The sequence below is a fragment of the Mycobacterium scrofulaceum genome, assembly GCF_001667885.1.
GTDB classification, from domain to species: domain Bacteria; phylum Actinomycetota; class Actinomycetes; order Mycobacteriales; family Mycobacteriaceae; genus Mycobacterium; species Mycobacterium scrofulaceum_C.
Genome location: NZ_LZJW01000171.1, coordinates 151,583 through 173,390, shown reverse-complemented (window position 1 = coordinate 173,390; position 21,808 = coordinate 151,583). Strand labels below are relative to the sequence as shown.

At 70.8% G+C, this 21,808-nt stretch carries 2 protein-coding genes; both read right to left on the bottom strand.

Annotation, left to right across the window (positions count from 1 at the left end):
• The coding region (locus tag A5681_RS24370; RefSeq protein WP_067281902.1) for a non-ribosomal peptide synthetase at positions 1–21,060 on the bottom strand (21,060 nt) is incomplete at its 3' end.
• Between the two features lie 52 nt (positions 21,061–21,112).
• Entirely contained in the window at positions 21,113–21,334 is a 222-nt protein-coding gene (locus A5681_RS24365; RefSeq protein WP_067281848.1) for an MbtH family protein, read from the bottom strand.
• Positions 21,335–21,808 lie beyond the last annotated feature (474 nt).

Sequence of the window (21,808 nt, the reverse complement as noted above, 5' to 3'; positions counted from 1 at the left end):
CGCCACCGCATCGGGCGCACGGGCCACCTGCGCGGCAAACAACCCCGGAATCGACACCGGCACCCACGACCGACCCAACACCGCCCGATTACCCACCCCATCCAGCCACGCGCGCTCACCGGCATCCAACACATCGACCGCCGACAGGCGCTGCTGCGGGTCGGTGGTCATGGCCACCAGGACCCGGCGCATCCGCTCGATCAGCGTGTCGATCGCCTGCGCGTCGAAGACGTCGGTGTCGTATTCGATGCGCAGGCGCAGTTCGTGTCCCGGCTGGGCCTGGATGGTCAGCGGGTAGTGGGTGGATTCCCGGCTGGCGATGTCGGTGATGGCCAGCTCCTGTTGGCCGGACAGGGCGGCGGCGTCGATCGGATAGTTCTCGTAGGCGAACAGGGTGTCGAACAGCTGGTCCTGGCCGGTGATGCGGTGAATGTCGTTGAGCGCCAAGTGCTGGTGGTCGAGCGTGTGGTTGTAGGCACCCTGCAGCTGTTCGAGCAGGCCGGCCGCGGTGGTGGTCGGGCCGATGTTCGCCCGCACCGGCACGGTGTTGATCAGGAGGCCGATCATCGATTCCGCGCCGGGGATTTCGGCCGGCCGGCCCGAGACCGTGGTGCCGAACGTGACGTCGTGCTGGCCGGTCAGCCAGCACAGCAGTTGCGCATAGGCGCCTTGGAGCACGGTGTTGACCGTGGTGTGGCAGGAGCGGGCCAGCTCGCCCACGGCGCGGGTGAGGTCGGCGGGCAGCCCGAGCGTCCGGACGCCCTGCTCCCCCGGCTGCAGCCGGTCCTGGCGGCCGACCAGCGTCGGGGTGTCGAAGCCGGCGAACACCTGCGCCCAGGCGGCGCGGGCGGCGTCGCGGTCGCGGGCGGCCAGCCAGGTCACGAAGCTGCGATACGGCGCGGGCGCGGGCAGCCGCTGACCGTAGTAGGCGGCGAAGATGTCGCCGAGCAGGATCGGCATGGACCAGCCGTCGAGCACGACGTGGTGGTTGGTCAGCACCAGGTGGTGGCGGTCAATTCCGGTGCGCAGCAGGGCAACTCGGAAGGGCGGCTGGTTGGCGAGGTCGCACACGGCGGCCCGCTCGGCCGCACACACCTGCAGGACGCGATCGTCGACGTCGTCGACGTCGTCGGGCAGCTCGATGTATTGCCAGGCCGCCGTGGGGTCCGCCGCGATGACTTGCACCGGCTCCTCGAACTGATCGACGAAGCGCGCCACCAGGTTTGGGTGCCGCTTGACCACGCCGCGCACGGCGTCGCGCAGGCGGGCGGGGTCGAGCGGGCCGGTGACGCTGATGTCGAGCTGTCCGGCGTAGAGGTCGCCGGCGTCCGCGCCGGCGCCCCGGACGGTGTTGGCGTGGAAGAGCAGTCCCTGCTGCACCGGAGTCAGCGGGAGCACGTCGGCGATGTCGTGTTGCCGCTGCAGCTGGTCGATCTGCTTCTGGCTGATGCGGGCCGGTGCGACGTCGGAGGGTGTCAATCCGCCGCCGCCGGAGCGCACGTGGGCGCAGATTCCGGCCAGGGCCTCGAACCACAGCCGGCTCAGCCGGGTGACCTGTTCGTCGTCCAGCGCGGAGGGCGCCCAGGTCCAGTTGGCGTGCAGGTGCGGGCCGGACTCGGTGTCGACGGTGGCCGCGTTGAGCTCCAGGGTGTGCATCAGCGGCATCGGGATGGCCGCGGCCGCGGCGGTGACCGAGCCCGGCACCGGCCGCCACATCTCCTCGGACAGCTCGGCCGTACCGCCTTGGCGCCCAAGGTAGTTGAACCCGATCGGCGGGTCGGCGCCGTCCAGGTCGGCATCGGCGTTCAGGTAGCGCAGCAAGCCGTAGGTCAGCGGGTCCGGCAGGGCGCGCAGCTGTTCCTTGCCGGCCTTGACGGAAGCGCCCAGCGCGGCGTCACCGGCGACCACCTGCGCCCAGGACAGTCCACCGACGGTCAACCCCACCGGATATTTGGCGGTGAACCACCCCACGGTGTGCGAGAGGTCGATGTCGCGGCCCAGCTCCTCGTTGCGGCCGTGGCCCTCGACGTCGATGCCGATCGGCGCGTGCGGGTCGCCGAGGAATTCGCCGACCGCCAGGGCGAATGCGACGAGCAGGATGTCCTGGATGCCGGCGTGGAACGCCGCCGGCACCGCACCGAGCAGCATGCCGGTGGTTTCGGCGTCCAGCTCCATCGACAGATGTCCGGCGGTGGCGAAGGTGTCCACGTCGGGGCGCACCGCGGGCAACGCCGCGGGGGTGGCCGCCGCCTGCTGCCAGGCGCCCAGCTGGTCCAGCACGTCCGGGTGGTCCGCGCGCTCGGCCAACCGCGACGACCACCGTGCGAACGACGTCCCCGCCGACGGCAGTGCCACCGGCCGCCCGAGCCGGTGCTGGGCCCAGGCGATGTTCAAGTCTTCCAACAGGATTCGCCAGGACACGCCGTCGACGGCCAGGTGGTGGATGATCACCACCAGCTCGTTGGTGGTGATGACCCACAGCGCGCTCAGCATCGCCCCGGCGGCCGGGTTCAGCCGCGAGCGGGCCTCGACGAGTGCCGCGTCGGACAACTCGTCCACCGTGTGCAGGCAGTCGCGGGCGTGCACCGAACCGGGCTCGGGCACCGTGAGCGACCACTCGTCGTCGACGCGCAGCCGCAGCATGCCGTGCCGGTCGAGCAGGGCCTGCAGCACCACCAGCACGTCGGCCTCGCCCGCCGCGGCGGGCGCCTGCACCAGCATCGTCTGGTTGAACTGATCGACGGGCCCGTCCACCCCGCGCAGCCAGCGCATGATCGGGGTGGCCGCGACCGGACCCACGCCGTCGTCGATCACGCCGTCGCCGGCCTCGGCCACCTCGGCCACCCGCGCCAGCCGGGCGACGGTCTGCTCGACGAACAGGTCGCGGGTGCGCAAGATCAGGCCGGCGGCGCGTGCCCGCGTCACCACCTGCATCGACGAGATGCTGTCGCCACCGAGGTCGAAGAAGGAGTCGTCCACCCCGACGCGGTCGAGCCCGAGCACCTGGGCGTAGATGCCGGCCAGGATCTCCTCGACGGCGTTGCCCGGGGCGCGGTATTGGTCGGCGTCGGAGTACTCCGGGGCGGGCAGGGCGCGGGTGTCGAGCTTGCCGTTGGGTGTGAGTGGCAGGGTCGGCAGCGCGACCACGGCAGCGGGAATCATGTACGCCGGCAACCGCTCCGCCAACGCGGCGCGGACCTCGGCCGGATCGGCCGTTCCGGTGAGGTAAGCGACCAGGCGCTTGTCTCCGGGACGGTCCTCGCGGGCGATCACCACCGCCTGCTCCACCCCGTCTAGCCAGGCCAGGGCCGCGCGCACGTCGCCGAGCTCGATGCGATAACCGCGGATCTTGACCTGCTCGTCGACGCGGCCCAGGTAGTCCAGCTGGCCGTCGGCGCGCCAGCGCACCAGGTCACCGGTGCGGTACATGCGGGTTCCGGCCCCGCCGAACGGGCAGGCCACGAACCGCGACGCGGTCAGACCGGCGCGCTGCCAATACGCGCATGCGACACCGGAACCCGCCACGTACAACTCGCCGACGACGCCGACGGGCACCGGCCGCAGCCGCCCATCGAGGACGAACAACGCGCCGCCGGGCACCGGCGACCCGATCGGCACCACACCCGACTCCACGGATGCCGCCGTCAGGGGCTCGCTGACCGCGGCGTACACCGTGGCCTCGGTGGGACCGTAGGCGTTGATCATCGCCCGATCCGTCCCCCACCGGTCGACCAGCTCGGCGGGGCACGCCTCGCCGGCCACCACCAGGGTGACCGACTCCAGCCCCTCGGGCGACAACATCGCCGCCGCGGACGGGGTCTGGCTCAGCACGCCGACCCGTTCGGCCACCAACAGCGCGTGCAGGTCTTCCGGTGAACGGGCGACCGACTCGGGCACCACGACCAGCCGTCCGCCGTGCAGCAGGGCACCGAAGATCTCGTGGACCGAGACGTCGAAGGCCAGGGAATGCCACTGCGACCACACGCCGGCGCGCGGCAGACCGGCGTCCATGCGCGCGAGCAGTTGGGTCGCGTTGCGATGTGTCACCGCAACGCCTTTGGGGACACCGGTGGTGCCGGACGTGTAGATCAGGTAGGCGAGGTCCTCCGGGCCGGGCGCGGTCGGCGCCGGGCCGGGCTGGTCGGCGGTCTCCACGTCACCGACGTCGATCACCGGCACGTCGTGGCCGATCAGCCGGTCGGCCAGGTCGGCGGTGGTGAGGACGGCCATCGGCGCGGCGTCGGAAAGCACAAACCCGATCCGGGCCTCCGGCAGTGCCGGGTCGATCGGTAGGTAGGCCGCGCCGGACTTGAGCACCGCCAGGATCGCCACGATCGCCTCGGCCGATCGCGAAAACAGCAGCGCCACAAACTGTCCCGGGCCGGCCCCGCGGCCGGCCAGCACGCGCGCCAACCGCTCCGCGGCCGCGTCCAGCTCTTGGTAGGTCATGGACCGGCCGTCGCACACGAGTGCCACGGCCTTCGGCGTGCGGGCCACCTGGGCGGCGAACAGCTGCGGAACCGATACCGGCGCCGCCGCCGGCCCGGTCAACGCCGCGCGGTTCCCGATCTGGTCGAGGCGGGCATGCTCGGCCGCGTCGAGCAGGTCGAGGGTCGACAGCGCCCGGGTGGGGTCGACGGTCATCGCGGTCAGCACCCGCCGCAACCGTCCGACGAGCGCCTCGATGCTGTCCGCGTCGAACACGTCGGTGCGGAACTCCACCGTCCCGCCGATTCCGGCGGGTTCACCCGCGTCGCTCCAGCGCTCGGCCAACGAGAACGTGAGGTCCATGCGGGCGGTTTGGGTGTCCACCGGGATTGGAGTGATCTCGACGTCGCCCAGGGTCAGCCCGCCGACCGGGCCGCCGCCGTGCCCGGCGAAGTTCTGCCACGCCAGCATCACCTGAACCAGCGGGTGATGGGTCAGGCTGCGGGTGGGGTTGAGCCGCTCGACGAGCACCTCGAAGGGCACGTCTTGGTGTTCGTAGGCGGCCAGGCTGCGCTGCCGCACCTGGGCCAGCAGGTCGGTGAAAGTGGGGTCACCGGCCACATCGACCCGCAGCACCAGGGTGTTGACGAAGAACCCGACCAGGTCGTCGAGCGCGGGGTCGCGCCGCCCGGCGATCGGGAAGCCCACCGCCACATCGGGATTGGCGCTGATCTTGGCGAGCAGCACCGCCAGCGCCGTCTGGACCACCATGAAGCTGGTCGCGTTGTGCCGGCGGGCCAGCTCGCCGACTCCCTGCTGCAGCTCGGTCGGCCAGTCGACTTCCACGGTGGCGCCGCGCTGGTCGGCGACCAGGGGGTAGGGCCGATCGGTGGGCAGAGGCAGCCGGTCGGGCATGCCGGCCAAAGCCTCTTCCCAATAGGTCAGCTGGGCGGCGATGGGGCTGCTGTCGTCGTCGAGGTCGCCGAGCTGGGCGCGCTGCCACAGCGTGTAATCGACGTATTGCACCGCCAGCGGCGCCCAGCCGGGGGCCTGGCCGGCGCACCGGCTGGCGTAGGCCATGCCAAGGTCGCGCACCAGCGGGGTGATCGACATCCCGTCGGCCGCGATGTGGTGCACCACCGCCACCAGCACGTGCTCGTCGTCGTCGATGCGGAAAAGCTCTGCCCGCAAAGGGATTTCGGTCGCGAGGTCGAAGGTGTAGCGCGCCGTGGCGCCAACGGCCTCCTCGAGTTGGCCGGCGGACCAGCCGCCCGCATCGACGACCTCCCACCCGAAGTCCGCGCGATCGACCGGGGTCACCAGCTGCTGGGGCGTGCCGTCGGGCGCGGCGATCAGGGTGCGCAGGCTCTCGTGCCGGGCCACCACGTCGGCCAGCGCCGCGCCGAGCGCGTCGGGATCGAGGCGCCCGGTCAGCAGCAGCGCCGCCGCCATGTTGTAAACCGGTGACGGGCCTTGCAATTGGTCGAGGAACCACAGGCGGTTCTGCGCGAACGACAGCGGAACCACCGCGGGACGCTCGGCGGCCACCAACGGCTCCAGCCCGCCCGTGCCCTCGCCGATCCGCAACGCCAGCTGGGCGACCGTGGGCGCCTCGAACACGACGCGGACCGGCAGGCCGGCACCCAGGCTGCTGTTGATGGCGGCGACCAGGCCCATCGCCGAGATGCTCTCGCCGCCGAGTTCGAAGAAGGAATCGTCGATGCCGACGCGGTCGAGGCCGAGGACCTCGGCGAAGATGGCCGCCAGGATTTCCTCGGTCGGGTTTTGCGGGGCGCGGTAGTGCCCGGCGCCGTATTCGGGGGCCGGCAGCGCGCGGGTGTCCAGCTTGCCGTTGGCGGTCAACGGCAAGGCCTCCAGCCCGATGATCGCCGCGGGCACCATGAACCCCGGCAACCGCCCCGAAAGCTGTGCGCGCAAGTCCCCCGGGTCCGCGGTCCCGGTGACATACCCGACGAGCCGCCTGTCCCCGGGGCGGTCCTCGCGGGCGATCACCACCGCCCGCGCGACCCCGTCCAAAGCGCTTAACGCGGCCTGGATCTCACCGAGCTCGATGCGATACCCGCGGATCTTGACCTGCTCGTCGGCGCGGCCGAAGTACTGCAGTTGTCCGGCGTTGTCCCAGCGCACCAGATCGCCGGTGCGATACATCCGCGTTCCCGCCCCGCCGAACGGGCAGGCCACAAACCGTGACGCGGTCAGGCCGGGCCGACTCCGATATCCCAGGGCCACCCCGGATCCGGCCACATAGAGTTCACCGACCACGCCTTCGGGCACCGGGCGCAACGCCCCGTCGAGCACGAACAGCGCCGCCCCGGGCACCGGGGAGCCGATCGGCGGGACCCCCGACCCCGCGGCCAGTGGGGTGCTGATGGCCACGCACATCGTGGTCTCGGTCGGTCCGTAGGCGTTGACCATCACGCGTCCGGGCGCCCACCGGTCCACCACCTCGGCCGGGCAGGCCTCCCCGGCCATCACCAACGCCACCGAGTCCAGGCCGGCCGGATCGAGCATCGCCACCGCCGACGGCGTCTGGGTCAACACGCTGACGCCCTGGGCGATTAGGGCCGCGTGGAGTTCCTGCGGTGAGCGCGCCACCGACTCGGGCAGCACGACCAGCCGCCCGCCGCGCAGCAGCGGGGCGAAGATCTCCCACACCGACACGTCGAAGGCCAGCGAGTGCGCGTGCGACCACACCCCCGGCGCCGGCAATCCCGCATCCAGCGACCCGATCAGCTGCGTCACGTTGCGATGCGTCAGCGCAACACCTTTGGGCACCCCGGTGGTGCCCGAGGTGTAGATCACGTACGCCACGTTGTCCGGTCCCGGCAATGGCAGGCCCGTGACCGGCAAGTCGTCGAGGCGCCGATCGTTGACGTCGATGACGCGCACGCCGTGCCCGGCCAGGCGCCCGGCCAGCTCAGCGGTGCTGACCGCGACCACCGCAGCGGCGTCACCGAGCATGAACCCGATCCGGGCGTCCGGGGACGAAGCATCGATCGGCAGGTAGGCCGCGCCGGTCTTGAGCACCGCAACAATCGCCGCGACCGCTTCGGCCGACCGCGAAAACAGCAGCGCCACAGTCTGTCCCGGGCCCGCCCCGTGGTCGACCAGCAGGCGCGCCAGCCGGTTGGACGCCTCGTCGAGCTCGCGATAGGTCACCGCCAGGCCCTCGCACGTCAGCGCCACCGCATCCGGGGCGGCGGCCACCTGCGCGGCGAACAACTCCGGGACCGACACTGGGGCGCTCGGCCGCGCCAAAACGCCGGTATTGCCGAGCTCTTCCAGGCGCGCGTGCTCGGCCGCGTCGAGCAGGTCGACCGACGACAGCACCCGCGAAGGGTCGGCGGTCATCGCCGCCAGCACCCGCTGCAGGCGTTCGATCAGGGTCTCGACGCTGCCTGCGTCGAAGACGTCGGTGCGGAATTCCACCCGGCCGCCGATGCCGGCGGCCTCCCCCGTCTCGCTCCAGCGTTCGGCCAGGGAGAACACCAAATCCATGCGGGCGGACTCGGTGTCGACCGGCACGGAGCTGACCTCGAGGTCGCCCAGGGTCAGGCCGGCGGCCGGATCGTCGTGCCCGGCGAAGTTCTGCCAGGCCAACATGACCTGCACCAGCGGGTGATGGGTCAGGCTTCGGGTCGGGTTGAGCCGCTCGACGAGCAACTCGAACGGCACGTCTTGGTGCTCGAAGGCCTCCAGGCTGCGCGCCTGGACCCTGGCCAACAGCTCGGTGAAGCTGGGATCGCCGGCCAGGTCGACGCGCAGCACCAGCGTGTTGACGAAGAAACCCACGAGCAGGTCGAGGGCGCGGTCGCGGCGCCCGGCGATCGGGAAACCGATCGAAACATCCGAGCCGGCACCGACTTTCGACAGCAGCACGGCCAGCGCGGCCTGCACGACCATGAACGTGGTCGCGTTGTGCTCGCGGGCCAGCCGGCGAACCTGCCGCTGCAGCTCCGCCGGCCAGTCCACCTCCACGCTGGCGCCGCGTTGGTCGGCGACGGGCGGGTAGGGCCGGTCGGTGGGCAGCTGCACCCGCTCGGGCATGCCGGCCAGGGCGTCCTGCCAGTAGGACAGCTGGGCCGCGATGGGGCTTTCGCTGTCGTCGACTTCACCGAATTGCGCGCGCTGCCACAGCGTGTAGTCGACGTATTGCACCGGCAGGTCGGCCCACCCGGGCGCGTGCCCCGCGCTTCGGCTGGCGTACGCGACACTGAGGTCCGCGGCCAGCGGCGTGAGCGACAGGCCGTCCGCGGCGATGTGGTGCACCACGATCACCAGCAGGTGCTCGTGCTCGTCGATCGCGAAAAGCCTTGCGCGCAGCGGGGTCTCGGTGGCCAAATCGAAGGCGTAACGCGTCGTCGCCGCGATGGCTTCGGCTAGCTCGCCCGCCGGGAATCCGGTGGCGTCGACGACCTCCCAGCCGAAGTCGGCCTCCTCGGCGGGGACCACCAACTGCTGGGGGGTGCCATTGCGTGCGGGGAACAGCGTGCGCAGGGTCTCGTGGCGGCGCACCACGTCGCCCAGCGCGGCGCGCAGCGCGTCGGCGTCGAGGCGCCCGCCCAGCCGCAACGCGGCCGCCATGTTGTAAATCGGGGACGGGCCCTGCAGTTGTTGGATGAACCACAACCGGCTCTGCGCGAACGACAACGGGATCTCCGCCGGGCGCTCGGCGGCCACCAGCGGCCGCAGCCGTCCCGCGCCCTCGCCGACGCGGGGGGCGAGTTGCGCGACCGTCGGCGCCTCGAACACGGCACGCACCGGCAGTTCGGTCTCGAGTGAGCTGTTGATGGCCGCGATCAGGCGCATCGTGGACAGTGAATCGCCGCCGAGATCGAAGAACGAGTCGTCTACCCCGACGCGTTCGACGCCGAGCACCTCGGCGTAGATGCCGGCCAGGATCTCCTCGACCGCCGTGCTCGGGGCGCGGTAGTTGTCGGCGTCGTGGTAGTCCGGGGCGGGCAGGGCGCGGGTGTCGAGCTTGCCGTTGACGGTCATGGGCAGCGCCGGCAGGACGACGACCGCGGCCGGGACCATGTAGGCGGGGAGCCGTTCGGCCAGCGCGGCGCGGGCCTTGTTCGCGTCCGCCGTCCCGGTGACGTAACCCACCAGGCGCTTATCGCCGGGGCGGTCCTCGCGGGGGACGACCACGGCTTGCTCGACGCCGTCCAAAGCACCGAGGGCGGCCTGTATTTCGCCCAGTTCGATGCGATAGCCGCGGATCTTGACCTGCTCGTCGGCGCGGCCGAAGTAGCGCAGCTGGCCGTCGGGGCCCCAGCACACCAAATCCCCGGTGCGGTACATGCGGGTTCCCGGCGCGCCGAACGGGCAGGCCATGAAGCGCGACGCGGTCAATGCGGACCGGCGCCAATACCCGACACCGACGCCGTCGCCGGCCAGGTACAGCTCTCCGACCACCCCGGCGGGGACCGGTTGAAGCCATTCGTCCAGCACGAAGAAGGCCGCCCGCGTCACCGGTGAGCCGATCGGGGGGAAGCCCGACCCCGCCGCCAACGGCGCGCTCTTGCACGCCCACATCGTCGTTTCGGTTGGGCCGTAGACGTTTACCATCACCCGTCCGGGGGCCCAGCGATCCACCAGCTCGGGCGGGCAGGGCTCCGCCCCGATCACCAGAGCGGTCGCATCCAGCCCGTCCGTCGGCAACAACCCCACGGCCGACGGGGTTTGGGTGAGCACGGTGACGCGCTCGTCGACCAGGAGGGCATGAAATTCTTCCGGTGACCGCGAAACCGATTCGGGCACCACCACCAGCCGGCCGCCGTGCAGCAGTGCGCCCCAGATCTCCCACACCGAGAAGTCGAAGGCGTAGGAGTGGAACTGGGTCCAGACCTGCTCCGACGAAAGTTCGATGCCGATCCGCAGCGAGTCGAAGAGCTGTGCGACGTTGTGTTGGGTTACCGCAACGCCTTTCGGCACACCGGTGGTGCCGGAGGTGTAGATGATGTGCGCGAGGTCGTCGGGCGCGGGCGCCGGCGGCGCCGTGCTGGGCTCGGTGTCCAGGGCGAGGTCGTTGACGTCGACGACCGCCAGGTCGAACCCGTTCAAGCGGTCGGCCAGCTCGGTGGTGGTGACCGCGGCGACCGGCGCGGCGTCGGTGAGCATGAACTCGATCCGGGCCGCCGGCAGCGCCGGGTCGATCGGCAGGTAGGCCGCCCCGGACTTGAGTGCGGCCAGGATGGCCACGATCGCCTCGGCCGAACGCGAAAACAGCAGTGCCACACGCTCACCCGGGCGTGCGCCGCGCCGGATCAGCAGGTGCGCCAGCCGGTTGGCCGCCTCGTCGAGTTCGCGGTACGTCATGGACCGGCCGTCGCAGACCAGCGCCACCGCGTCGGGGGTGCGGGCCGCCTGCGCGGCGAACAGTGCCGGAACCGACGCCGGCGCGGCCGGCTCGGTCAGCACTCGCCTGTTGCCCCATTCCTCGAGCCGGGCGCGTTCGGCGGGGTCGAGCAGGTCCACCGCGGACAGCCGGCTCCGCGGCTCGGCGGTGACCGCCGTCAGCATCCGCTGCAACCGCTCGATCAACGCCTCGACGGTCTTGCCGTCGAAGACGTCGGTGCGGTATTCGGCCGTCACGGCGATGCCGGCCCGTTGGCCGGAATCGGTCCAGCGCTCGGCCAGCGAGAACGTCAGGTCCATGCGAGCGGTGTCGGTGTGCACGGGCATCGGCGTGACCTGCAGGTCGCCCAGCGCCAGCCCGCCGGCGGGCGCGGTGACCTCCCCGGGGAAGTTCTCCCACCCCAGCAGCACCTGGATCAGCGGATGATGGGTCAGGCTTCTGGTCGGGTTGAGCCGCTCCACCAAGAGTTCGAAGGGCACGTCCTGATGCTCGAAGGCGGCCAGGCTGCGCCGCCGCACCTGGGCCAGCAGGTCGGCGAACGTCGGGTCGCCGGCCACGTCGACCCGCAACACCAGGGTGTTGACGAAGAAGCCGATCAGCTCGTCGAGCGCGGGCTCGGATCGGCCGGCAATCGGAAAGCCCACCGCCACATCGTCATTGGCGCCGACTTTGGAGAGCAGCGCGGCGAACGCGGCTTGAATGACCATGAAGCTGGTGGCGTTGTGTTCGCGCGCCACGCGGCGGATCTGTTGCTGTAGCTCCGCCGGCCAGTCCACCGCGAGGCGGGCGCCGCGGTGGTCGGCAACCTGCGGGTAGGGCCGATCGGTGGGCAACTGCAGGCGTTCGGGCAACCCGGCCAGCGTGTCGGTCCAGAAGTCCAGCTGCGCCGAGATCCGGCTGTCGCGGTCGTCCACCTCGCCCAGATGCGCGCGCTGCCAGAGGGTGTAGTCGACATACTGCACCGCCAGCGGCGCCCAGTCCGGGGCCCGCCCCGCGCTCCGGCTGGCGTAGGCCAGGCCGAGGTCGCGCGCGAACGGGGTGATCGACCAGCCGTCGGCGGCGATGTGGTGCACCGCCACCACCAGGAAGTGTTCGTCGTCGCTCAGGGTGAAAAGCTCGGTGTGCAAGGGACTTTCACTTGCGAGGTCGAAGGCGTAGCGGGCCGCCCCGGCCACTCGCTCGCGCAGGCGGTCTTGCGGCCAGCCGCGGGCGTCGGTGACGGCGCAGGCGAATCCGATCTGCTCGGCGGAGACCACCACCTGCCGCGGGATTCCGTCGCTCGCCGCGAACACCGTGCGCAGGCTCTCGTGGCGGTCCACGACGTCGGCCAGCGCCGCGACCAGCGCGTCGGCGTTCAGCTGCCCGCACAGCCGCAGCGCGACGGTGACGTTGTACATCGGCGAGGGGCCCTGGAACTGGTCGATGAACCACAGCCGCGTCTGCGCGAACGACAGCGGAATCACATCCGGGCGTTCCCCGGCCACCAGGGGCACCGGGCGGTTCGCCTCGTCGCCGATGAGGAGCACCAGCTCGGCGACCGTGGGTGCCTCGAAGACGGCCCGGACGCCGAGGTCGGCGTTCAGGCTCGCGTTCACCGCGGCGATCAGTCGCATCGCCGACAGGGAATCGCCACCCAGGTCGAAGAACGAGTCATCGACGCCGACCCGCTCGAGCCCGAGCACCTGTCCGTAGATGCCGACGAGGATCTCTTCGGCGGGCGTGGCCGGGGCGCGGTAGCGGTCCACGTCTTGGTACTCCGGCGCCGGCAGCGCCTTGCGGTCGAGCTTGCCGGAGGAGGTCAGCGGGAATTCCTCAAGCGCGACAATGTGTGTCGGCACCATGTACTCGGGCAGCCACGCGCTCAGCTGGTCGCGCACCTCGCCGATCTTGGTGTTGGTGCGCGGGTCGTTGGCGTGGCTGGTGCGCTGTCGCGCGGCGGGCAGGTAGAGGTCGGTCAGAGGCGCGGCGGGCTGGTCCCCGGCGTCGACGAAGACCGCACTGAGCGTCCCCGGTTGGGCGCCCCAGGTCACCGCGACGCGGTAACCGGCGGCCTCCCCGAGGCGATGCAGTTCCTCGGCGACGGCGGCGTCCTCGACATCGGCTTCGGCGAGCGCGTCGGCGACGGGCCGCCCGGCGGCGAGCGCCGCTTCGACGCGGACGTCGTTGATCACCCCGGCCTGCGGGATGTCGGTGATCCGGACGACGGCCGGCCGCTGGGAGGCGAGTTCGTCGCGCAGGCCCGTCAGGCCCGCGCACTCTGTCCACGACCACGTGGGGGCGTCGGCCATCGAACGGACCTGCGCGGGCGCCTTGTGGATGACGACGTCGTAGCGGTACCTGTTGAGTTCGTTGTCGGCGAAGCCGCGCTTGACCTGGATGCCGACGCCGCCGGCCGCCGGGCAGTTGACCGCCCAGGTGGTGAAAAAGTCTGGGGCCAATAGCAATTCGGTCTCGCCGAGCATGGCGTGCCGAACCCGCTGACGGATCTCGGCCGCCTCGGCGGCCTCGGCGGCCGCCCCGGCGCGCGTCAGCACGATCGCGGTCTGGAACGGGCCCTGCAGGGCGTGGTTGCGGATGTCGCCGATGAACAACGCCCCGCCGGGGGCCAGCAGCTCCATCGCGGTGTCGATCACCTCGGCCAGGTAGCCCGCATTGGGGAAGTACTGGACCACCGAGTTGATGACGATGGTGTCGAAGTGGTTGCGCGGCAACCCATCCGCGACGTGGGCGGCCCGGGTCAGCAGCTCGACGCGGTCGCGCCAGGGCAGCTGCAACCGCTCGAGCGAGCGGGCCAGGTTTTCGATCGCCACCGGTGAGAAGTCGGTCGCGACATACTGGTCGGACTGCGGGGCGATCTGCGACAGCAGCAGGCCCGAGCCCGCGCCGATCTCCAGCATGCGCCGCGGCCGCAGCGCCATGATTCGCTCCACCGTGGCGGCCTGCCACTCGATCATCTCCTCGAGCGGGATCGGGTCTCCGGTGTAGCTGCTGTTCCAGCCGCGGAAGTCCATCCCGAACCGGGTGTCGAGCTCGGCGCCGTACAGGTCGTCGTAGAGGTGCTGCCACTCCTCGACGTTGTCGGCGTCGTGGTCGGCGCTGGTGTTGTGGTCGAGGGTGACGTACGCGACCAGCGCAGCGCCGGTCCCGCCGTCGTGCACGGTGACGGCGGCCTGGGTGACGTGCGGGCAGGCCAGCAGGGTGTTCTCAATCTCGCCCAATTCGATGCGCTGCCCGCGCAGTTTGATCTGGCCGTCGGCGCGGCCGACGAAGTCCAGTTCCCCGTCGCGGGTCCAGCGCACCAGGTCGCCGGTGCGGTACATGCGCTCGCCGGGTTCGCCGAAGGGGTTGGCGACGAACCGTTCCGCGGTCAGGTCCACGCGGCCCATGTAGCCGTGGGCCAGCGCGGGCCCGCTCAGGTAGAGCTCGCCCACCACCCCGATCGGCGCCGGTTTCAGCCAGCCGTCGAGCACCACCGCGCGCACGCCCGGGATGGGGGCGCCGATGCGGACGGGCCGATCCGGCGAGAGCGGCGCACTGGAGGTGACCCAGACGGTGGTTTCGGTCGGCCCATAGACGTTGAACATGCGGCGGCCCGGTGCCCACGCGGCCACCAATTCCGGCGGGCAGGCCTCACCGCCGATCATCAGCTTGTCGAACCCGTCCAGCCGGGCGCGGTCCAGTGATGACAGCACCGTCGGGGTCATGAACGCGGCGCTGACGCGCTGGCTCTGCAGCAGCGCCGTGAGCGGTTCACCGGCGTACACCTGCGGCGGCGCCACCACCAGCGCCGCGCCCGACACCGCCGCCAGCAGCATCTCGCCCACCGACGCGTCGAAGGTCGGCGCGGCCACCATCAGGATCCGCGCGTCCGCGTCGAGCCCACACGAATCACGTTGCGCCGTAGCCCATCCCGGCAGCCCGGCGTGGCTCACCACCACGCCCTTGGGGGCGCCGGTCGAACCCGACGTGAAGATCACGTAGGCGGTGTTGTGCGTCGACAGCGGCGCCGCCCGATCGGCGTCGGTGATCGGCTCGGCGCTGCGTCCCGACAGGTCCAGCCCGTCCACCCGCAGCACCGGGCGCGCGCCGGCCCCGGCCGCCTCGTCGTGCCCGCGGGTCAACACGCACACCGCCCCGGCGGCGTCGAGGACCGCGGCGACCCGCTCGACAGGATGGTCCAGCCCCACCGGCGTGTGGACGCCGCCCGCCTTCACCACCGCCCACCACGCGACCACCAGCTCGATGCCGCGATCCATCGCCACGCCCACCGCGCGCTCCGGACCCACGCCCGCGTCGATCAGGGTGCGCGCCAGGCGGTTCGACCACTCGTCGAGCTCGCGGTAGGACAGCTCCCGCTCGCCGTCGACGACGGCGACCCCGTCGGGGTTCGCGGCGACCGCGGCGGCCAGCAGCTGCGGCGCGACTCCGATCGGGGCGGTCACGCCGGCGCCGGACAAGCGCGACAGGACCAGGTCGCGCTCCTCGCGGTCGAGCAGCTCGATGGACGACAGGCGCCGCGCGGGATCGGAGGTCATGCCCGCCAGCACCCGCCGGAACCGCTCGACGAACGCCTCGACGCTCGCGGCGTCGAACAGGTCCGCGTCGAACTCGACGTGCAAGCCGAGTTCACGGCCCGGGAGGGCCTCCATCGTCAGCGGGTAGTGGTTGTATTCGCGGTTGGTGAATTCGGCGATGGCCAACCCGTCGGGGCCCAGCTGCATGCCGTCGCCGATCGGGTAGTTCTCGTAGACGAAGAGGGTGTCGAAGAGCTGCTCGTGGCCGGTGGCGCGGTGGATGTCGCTGAGCGCCAGGTGTTGATGCTCGAGTGTGTCGTTGTGGTCGTCCTGCAGCTGGCGCAGCAGGTCGGCGGTGGTGGTCGTCGCGGTGATCTTGGCCCGCACCGGCACCGTGTTGATCAGCAGCCCCACCATCGATTCCGCGCCGGCGACGTCGAGCTGACCCACCCGGGATCGCGGGGTGCCGAAGACGACGTCGTGCTGACCGGTCAGCGAGGTCAGCAGCAGCGCATAGGCGCCCTGCAGGACGGTGCTGACGGTGGTGTGGCAGGAGCGCGCCAGTTCGGTCAGGGCCTGGGTGGTGTGCTCGGGCACGTGGAAGGAGCCGGTGCCGCGCCGCCCCCGGCCCAACCGGTCCTTGGACCCGACGAGTGTCGGCGTCTCGAAGTCGGTGAGCATCTCGGCCCATGCCGCGCGGGCCGCGTCGAGGTCCCGATCGGCCAGCCAGGTGACGAAGCTGCGATAGGGCGCGGCCGCCGGCAGCCGCTCCCCGTAGTAGCTGGTGAAAATCTCGCGCAGCAGGATCGGCAACGACCACCCGTCGAGCACGATGTGATGGTTCGTCAACACCAGCCGGTGCCGGTCTTCCCCGGTGCGGATCAACGCCACCCGGAAGGGCGGCTGGTCGGCCAGGTCGCCGACGGCGGCGCGTTCGGCCGCGCACAGCTGCTCGATCTGCTCGTCAGTGTCGAGCTCGACGAATCGCCATGCCACAACGGGATTGGCCGGGATGATCTGCACCGGCTCGTCGAACCGTTCGTAGAACCGGCCGGCCAGGTGGGGATGACGGTGGATCACCGCGCGCACCGCGTCGTGCAGGCGATCGGGGTCCAGGTGGCCGGTGAGCGTGAAATCCAGCTGCACGGCATACATCTCGTCGCTGCCGTGCGCGGTGCTGGAGTGGAAGAGCAGGCCCTGCTGCAGGGGCGTCAGCGGCAAGATGTCGGCGAGGTCGTAGCGGCGGTCGAGCTCGTCGATCTGCGGTTGGCTCAGCCGGGCGGGCGCGATGTCCGACGGCGTCAGGCCGCCGCCGCCGGCCCGCACGTGCGCGCAGATGCCGCTCAGCGCGTCGAGCCACAGTTGACTCAGGCGCCCGATCCGCCCCTCGTCGAGCGCCGACGTCGCCCAGGTCCAATCGGCGTGCAGCCGCGGCCCGGCGTCCGTGTCGATGCTGCCGGCGTTCAGTTCGACGGTGTGCGCCAACGGCATTGGGATCGCCGCGGCCGCACCGGTCACCGCAAGGCTCTCGGGATGCAGCCGCCACAGGTCATCGGAGAGCCCGGTGCCCGCGATGAGGCGACCGAGGTAGTTGAACCCGATCGTCGGGTCGGCGTCGTCCAGCTCGACGTCGGCGTTGAGATAGCGCAGCACGCCGTACGTCAGCGGGTGCGGCACGGCGCGGAGCTGTTCCTTGGCGTCTTTGATCACGCTTCCCAGCGCCGGGTCGCCGGCCCGCACCTGGGCCCAGGCCAGCCCGCCGACCGCGAGCGACACCGGGTATTTGGTGGTGAACCAGCCGATCGTGCGCGAGAGGTCCACGTCGGGGGCGAGTTCCTCGTGGCGGCCGTGGCCCTCGACGTCGATGGCGACCGGGCCACCGTCGCCCACGAACTCCGCGCACGCCAGCCCGAAGGCGATCAACAGAATGTCTTGCACGCCAGCGTGAAACGCCGCCGGCGCGTCCCCGAGCAACGTCCGGGTGTCCTCGACGCTCAGCGACGCCGACAGGCGCCCGGCGGTCGCGTAAGTGTCGACCCCGGGACGCACCGCCGGCAACGCGGCCGGTGTCGCCGCGATTCTCTTCCAGGTGCGCGCCTGTTCGACGACCTCGGGGCGTCGGGCGTGTTCGTGCAGCAGCGTGGCCCAGCGGGCGAAGGACGTTCCGCCCGTCGGCAACGCGGCCGGCTGACCGCCCCGCTGCTGGGCGAAGGCGATGTTCAAGTCCTCCAACAGGATTCGCCACGACACCCCGTCGACGGCCAGGTGGTGAACCACCAAGGCCAGCTCGCCCGTGGCAGCGACCCAGACCGCGCTCAGCATCGCCCCGGTGGCGGGGTTCAGCTTCGACCGCGCCTCCACCAGCGCCTGATCGGACAACGCGTCCACCGAGCGCAGGCACGCGGTCGCGTCGACCGATCCCGGGTCGGGCACCCAGAGTGACCATCCGTCGTCGCCGTCGCCCGCGACGCGTAGCCGCAGCATGGCGTGGCGGTCGAGGACGGCCTGCAGGGCCGCCGTCACGTCGGCTTCCGTCGTCACCCCGGCGGGCGCCTGCAGCACCATCGTCTGGTTGAACTCGCCGATCGGCCCGTCGATGTCGCGCAGCCACCGCATGATCGGGGTGGCCAGCACCGGCCCGAGGCCCTCGTCGGCCGCTGCGGTCTCGCCGTCGGCCGCCGCGGAAACGGTGGCCAGGCGTGCGACGGTCTGCTCGACGAAGACGTCCCGCGGTCGGAACCTCAGGCCCGCGGCCCGCGCCCGCGAGACCACTTGCAGCGCCAGGATGCTGTCGCCGCCGAGTTCGAAGAAGGAGTCGTCGGTGCCGACGCGGTCGAGGCCGAGGACCTCGGCGAAGATGGTCGCCAGGATTTCTTCGGTCGGGTTTTGTGGGGCGCGGTAGTGCCCGGCGCTGTATTCGGGGGCCGGCAGCGCGCGGGTGTCCAGCTTGCCGTTGGCGGTCAGCGGGAGGGCTTCGAGCGCCACGATCGCGGCGGGCACCATGAACGCCGGCAACCGCTCGGCGAGCCGGGCGCGCAGCGCGGCCGGTTCGGCGGTCCCGGTGACATAGCCGACCAGGCGCTTGTCGCCGTCGCGGTCCTCGCGGGCGATCACCACCGCCTGCTCGACGCCGTCCAAAGCGTTTAACGCCGTTTGGATTTCACCGGGCTCGATGCGATACCCGCGGATCTTGACCTGCTCGTCGGCACGGCCCAGATACCGCAACTGCCCGTCGCCGCCCCAACACGCCAGATCCCCGGTCCGATACATCCGCGACCCCGGCGCGCCGAACGGGCAGGCCACGAACCGCGCACCGGTCAACCCCGCCCGACCCAGATACCCGGCGGCCACCCCGGACCCGGCCACATACAACTCCCCGACCACCCCGGCCGGCACCGGCCGCAACCAGCCGTCCAGCACGAACACGGCCGCACCGGCCACCGGGGATCCGATCGGCGGTGACCCCGACCCGGCCTGCAGGGGGGCGCTGATCGTCACACACATCGTGGTCTCGGTCGGCCCGTAGGCGTTGACCAGCACCCGCCCCGGCGCCCACCGTTCCACCACCTCGGGCGGGCACGCCTCCCCCGCCAACACCACCGCCACCGAATCCAGACCGGCCGGGTCCAGCATCGCGATCGCCGAGGGCGTCTGGGTCAACACGCTCACCCGATGCTCCACCAGGACCGCGTGCAGCTCCTCGGGTGAACGCGCGGTGTCCTCGTCGACCACCACCACCTGCCCGCCGCGCAGCAGCGGAGCGAAGATCTCCCACACCGACACGTCGAAGGCCAGCGAATGCGCGTGCGACCACACCGCGGGCACGGGCAACCCGGCATCGAGCGAGCCCAGCAACGCCGTCACGTTACGATGCGTAACCCCAACACCTTTCGGCACGCCCGTGGTGCCCGAGGTGTAGATCACGTACGCGAGGGCTTCAGCATCGGGCTCCGGCAACGCCACATCCGGCAGCTCGGCGATGCGCCCATCATCGACCTCGATGACGGCCACACCGCGGCCGGCCAACCGTCCCGCCAGAGCCGCGGTCGTCAGCACCGCCACCGGCCGGGCATCGTCCAACAGGAACCCGATCCGCGAATCCGGGGACACCGCATCGATCGGCACATACGCGGCCCCGGTCTTGAGCACCGCCAACATCGCCGTGATCGCCTCGGCCGACCGCGAAAACAGCAGCCCCACAACCTGTCCCGGGCCCACACCCCGGCTCGTCAGATAGCGCGCCAGCCGATTCGACGCCGCATCCAATTCCCGGTACGACACCGACGCGCCACCGCACGACACCGCCACCGCCCCCGGCGTCCGCGCCACCTGCGCGGCGAACAGCCCGGGCACCGAATCCGACCCCGCCGCCGCCCCACTCAAAACCGCGCGATTGCCAACCACATCCAGCCGTGCACGCTCATCGCCGTCGAGCACGTCCAGCGACGACAACAACCGTGCCGGGTCGGACGCCATCGCCACCAACAGCCGCTGCAACCGGCCCGCCAAATCCGAGACGTCAAAGTTCGCGAAGGGCTGCCCCACACCCACCGTGCTCAGGAATTGCTGATCCCCGAAACCGAGGAAGAACAGCCCGAAGTGGCCCACCGGGCCGAACGTCGTGTACGTCGCGGTCGCCGGGACCCCGGCGAGGCTGAGGGTCATGCGGGCCGGCACGAAGTTGACGACGACCCGGTTGGACTCCTGCGGAGCGCCTCGGAAACCGCCGTCCCCGCCAAGCATGTGTACCGGGAAACGCTGATGCCGCAACGCCTCCCGCGAACGCGTGTCGACCTGCTGGAGGAAATCGCCGGCGGTGACGTCCGGCGCCGCATTCAACACCAGCGGCACCACTCCGGCGAGCATGCCGGGATGCGTCTTCGACGCCGGATCGAGCCGGCGGCTGACCGGGAAGTCGAGCACCACCTCGTCGGAATTGCCCGCGCGGAACGCGCGCACCAGGAGGGCGCAGGCGGCGGTGATCACCGACGACCGGCGGACGCCCAACGACTTGGACAGTTGCTTGATCGCGCCGACCACTGTCGAGTCCAACTGGACCGGCGGCGAGGGGGCGTACGGGTCGCGGTCGCTGGCCGCCTGGGTCACCCGATAGTCGGGCTCACCGGCCGAAGGCAGGTGCTCGGACCAATAAGCCTCGTCGGCAAGGTAATCGGCGGATGCCGCATACTCCGCCTCGCTGCTGACGAAGTCCTGCACCGAGCCGAAGAAGGCCGGCGACATGGCCGTGCCGGAGGCGAGCGCGGAGTAGACAGCCGCGATGCGGCGACCGATCAGCGCGATGCCCATCCCGTCGATGGCGATGTGATGGCAGCAGGTGAACCAGTAATACTCGTCGGGCGCCGTCTGGAACAGGTAGAAGTTCATCATCGGACCGGTGAGCGGCATCGGCGTTCGTTGGATCGCCGACGCCCGGTCGCGGGCCTCGCGCTCCGGATCGGGGGACGCGCTCACGTCGTAGAAGGCCAGCTCGACGTCCGGGTCTTCGATCACCCGCTGGAAGACCTGTCCGTCCGCCTCGAAGAAGCGGGCCCTGAGGCTCTCGGCCTCGCCCACCACCTGTCGCATCGCCTGCTCGAACAGACCGCGGTCGACCGCTCCCTCGATCCGCACGAGCACGCCGAGTTGCCACGCTACATCGAAGTGACCCGTTTGCTGCGCGAGCCAGATATCCAGCTGCGCCCGCGTCAGCGGTAGTGCCCGGTCACTGCGTTCCACTAAGTCCCCCCCAAAACCTTTCCGACTCTTTCATACCTAGACGGTCTATACATCACAAACCGGGAGCGGAGAGCCTCTCGCGCAGCGACTTAGGGCGAATATCGGGCCAGTTTTGTTCGATGTAATCGAGGCAAGCGGCCCGTTCGGCTTCGCCGTAGGCCACCCGCCAGCCGGCGGGAACATCGGTGAAGACCGGCCACAAGCTGTGCTGGTCCTCGTTATTGACTAACACGACAAATTTGCCGGTCTCGTCGTCGAACGGATTGAGCTGCAATGGATTGACCTCCTCCTATGAGCGAGCTGAGAATCGCAGAACGCCGAGCGCAGCACCGAAGACGATGCTGCGCTTCAGGATTGGCCGTCAGTTTCGACCAGTGTGCCGACCCGCCCGGCGGCGCCGTGCCCGCGCCGGCGAGCTTCGCGGAGATCCCCGTCGTAAGGTGACCGTTGTGGCTGCGTCTGGGGCCCCAGTGGTGTCCCCTGCCCAAGTCGCGATGCCGTCCGCAACGCCAACGGTAGCCCACGAATTGGTAGCGATCGCCCCGCGGGCCGTGCCGTTCGCGCACCAGCGAACCATTAGCAAGCTGGCACTACGACAACGAATGTCGTACTCCACGGCTCGCCGTGTACCCGACGGCTCCTGGCCCAAACCTGTGAATTTCGTTCGCACATAAGAGATTCACCGCGAGTGACTGTTGGACGCATGTCGTGCGGGCCAGCAAAACAAAGGTTTGCCCCTCAGGGCTTC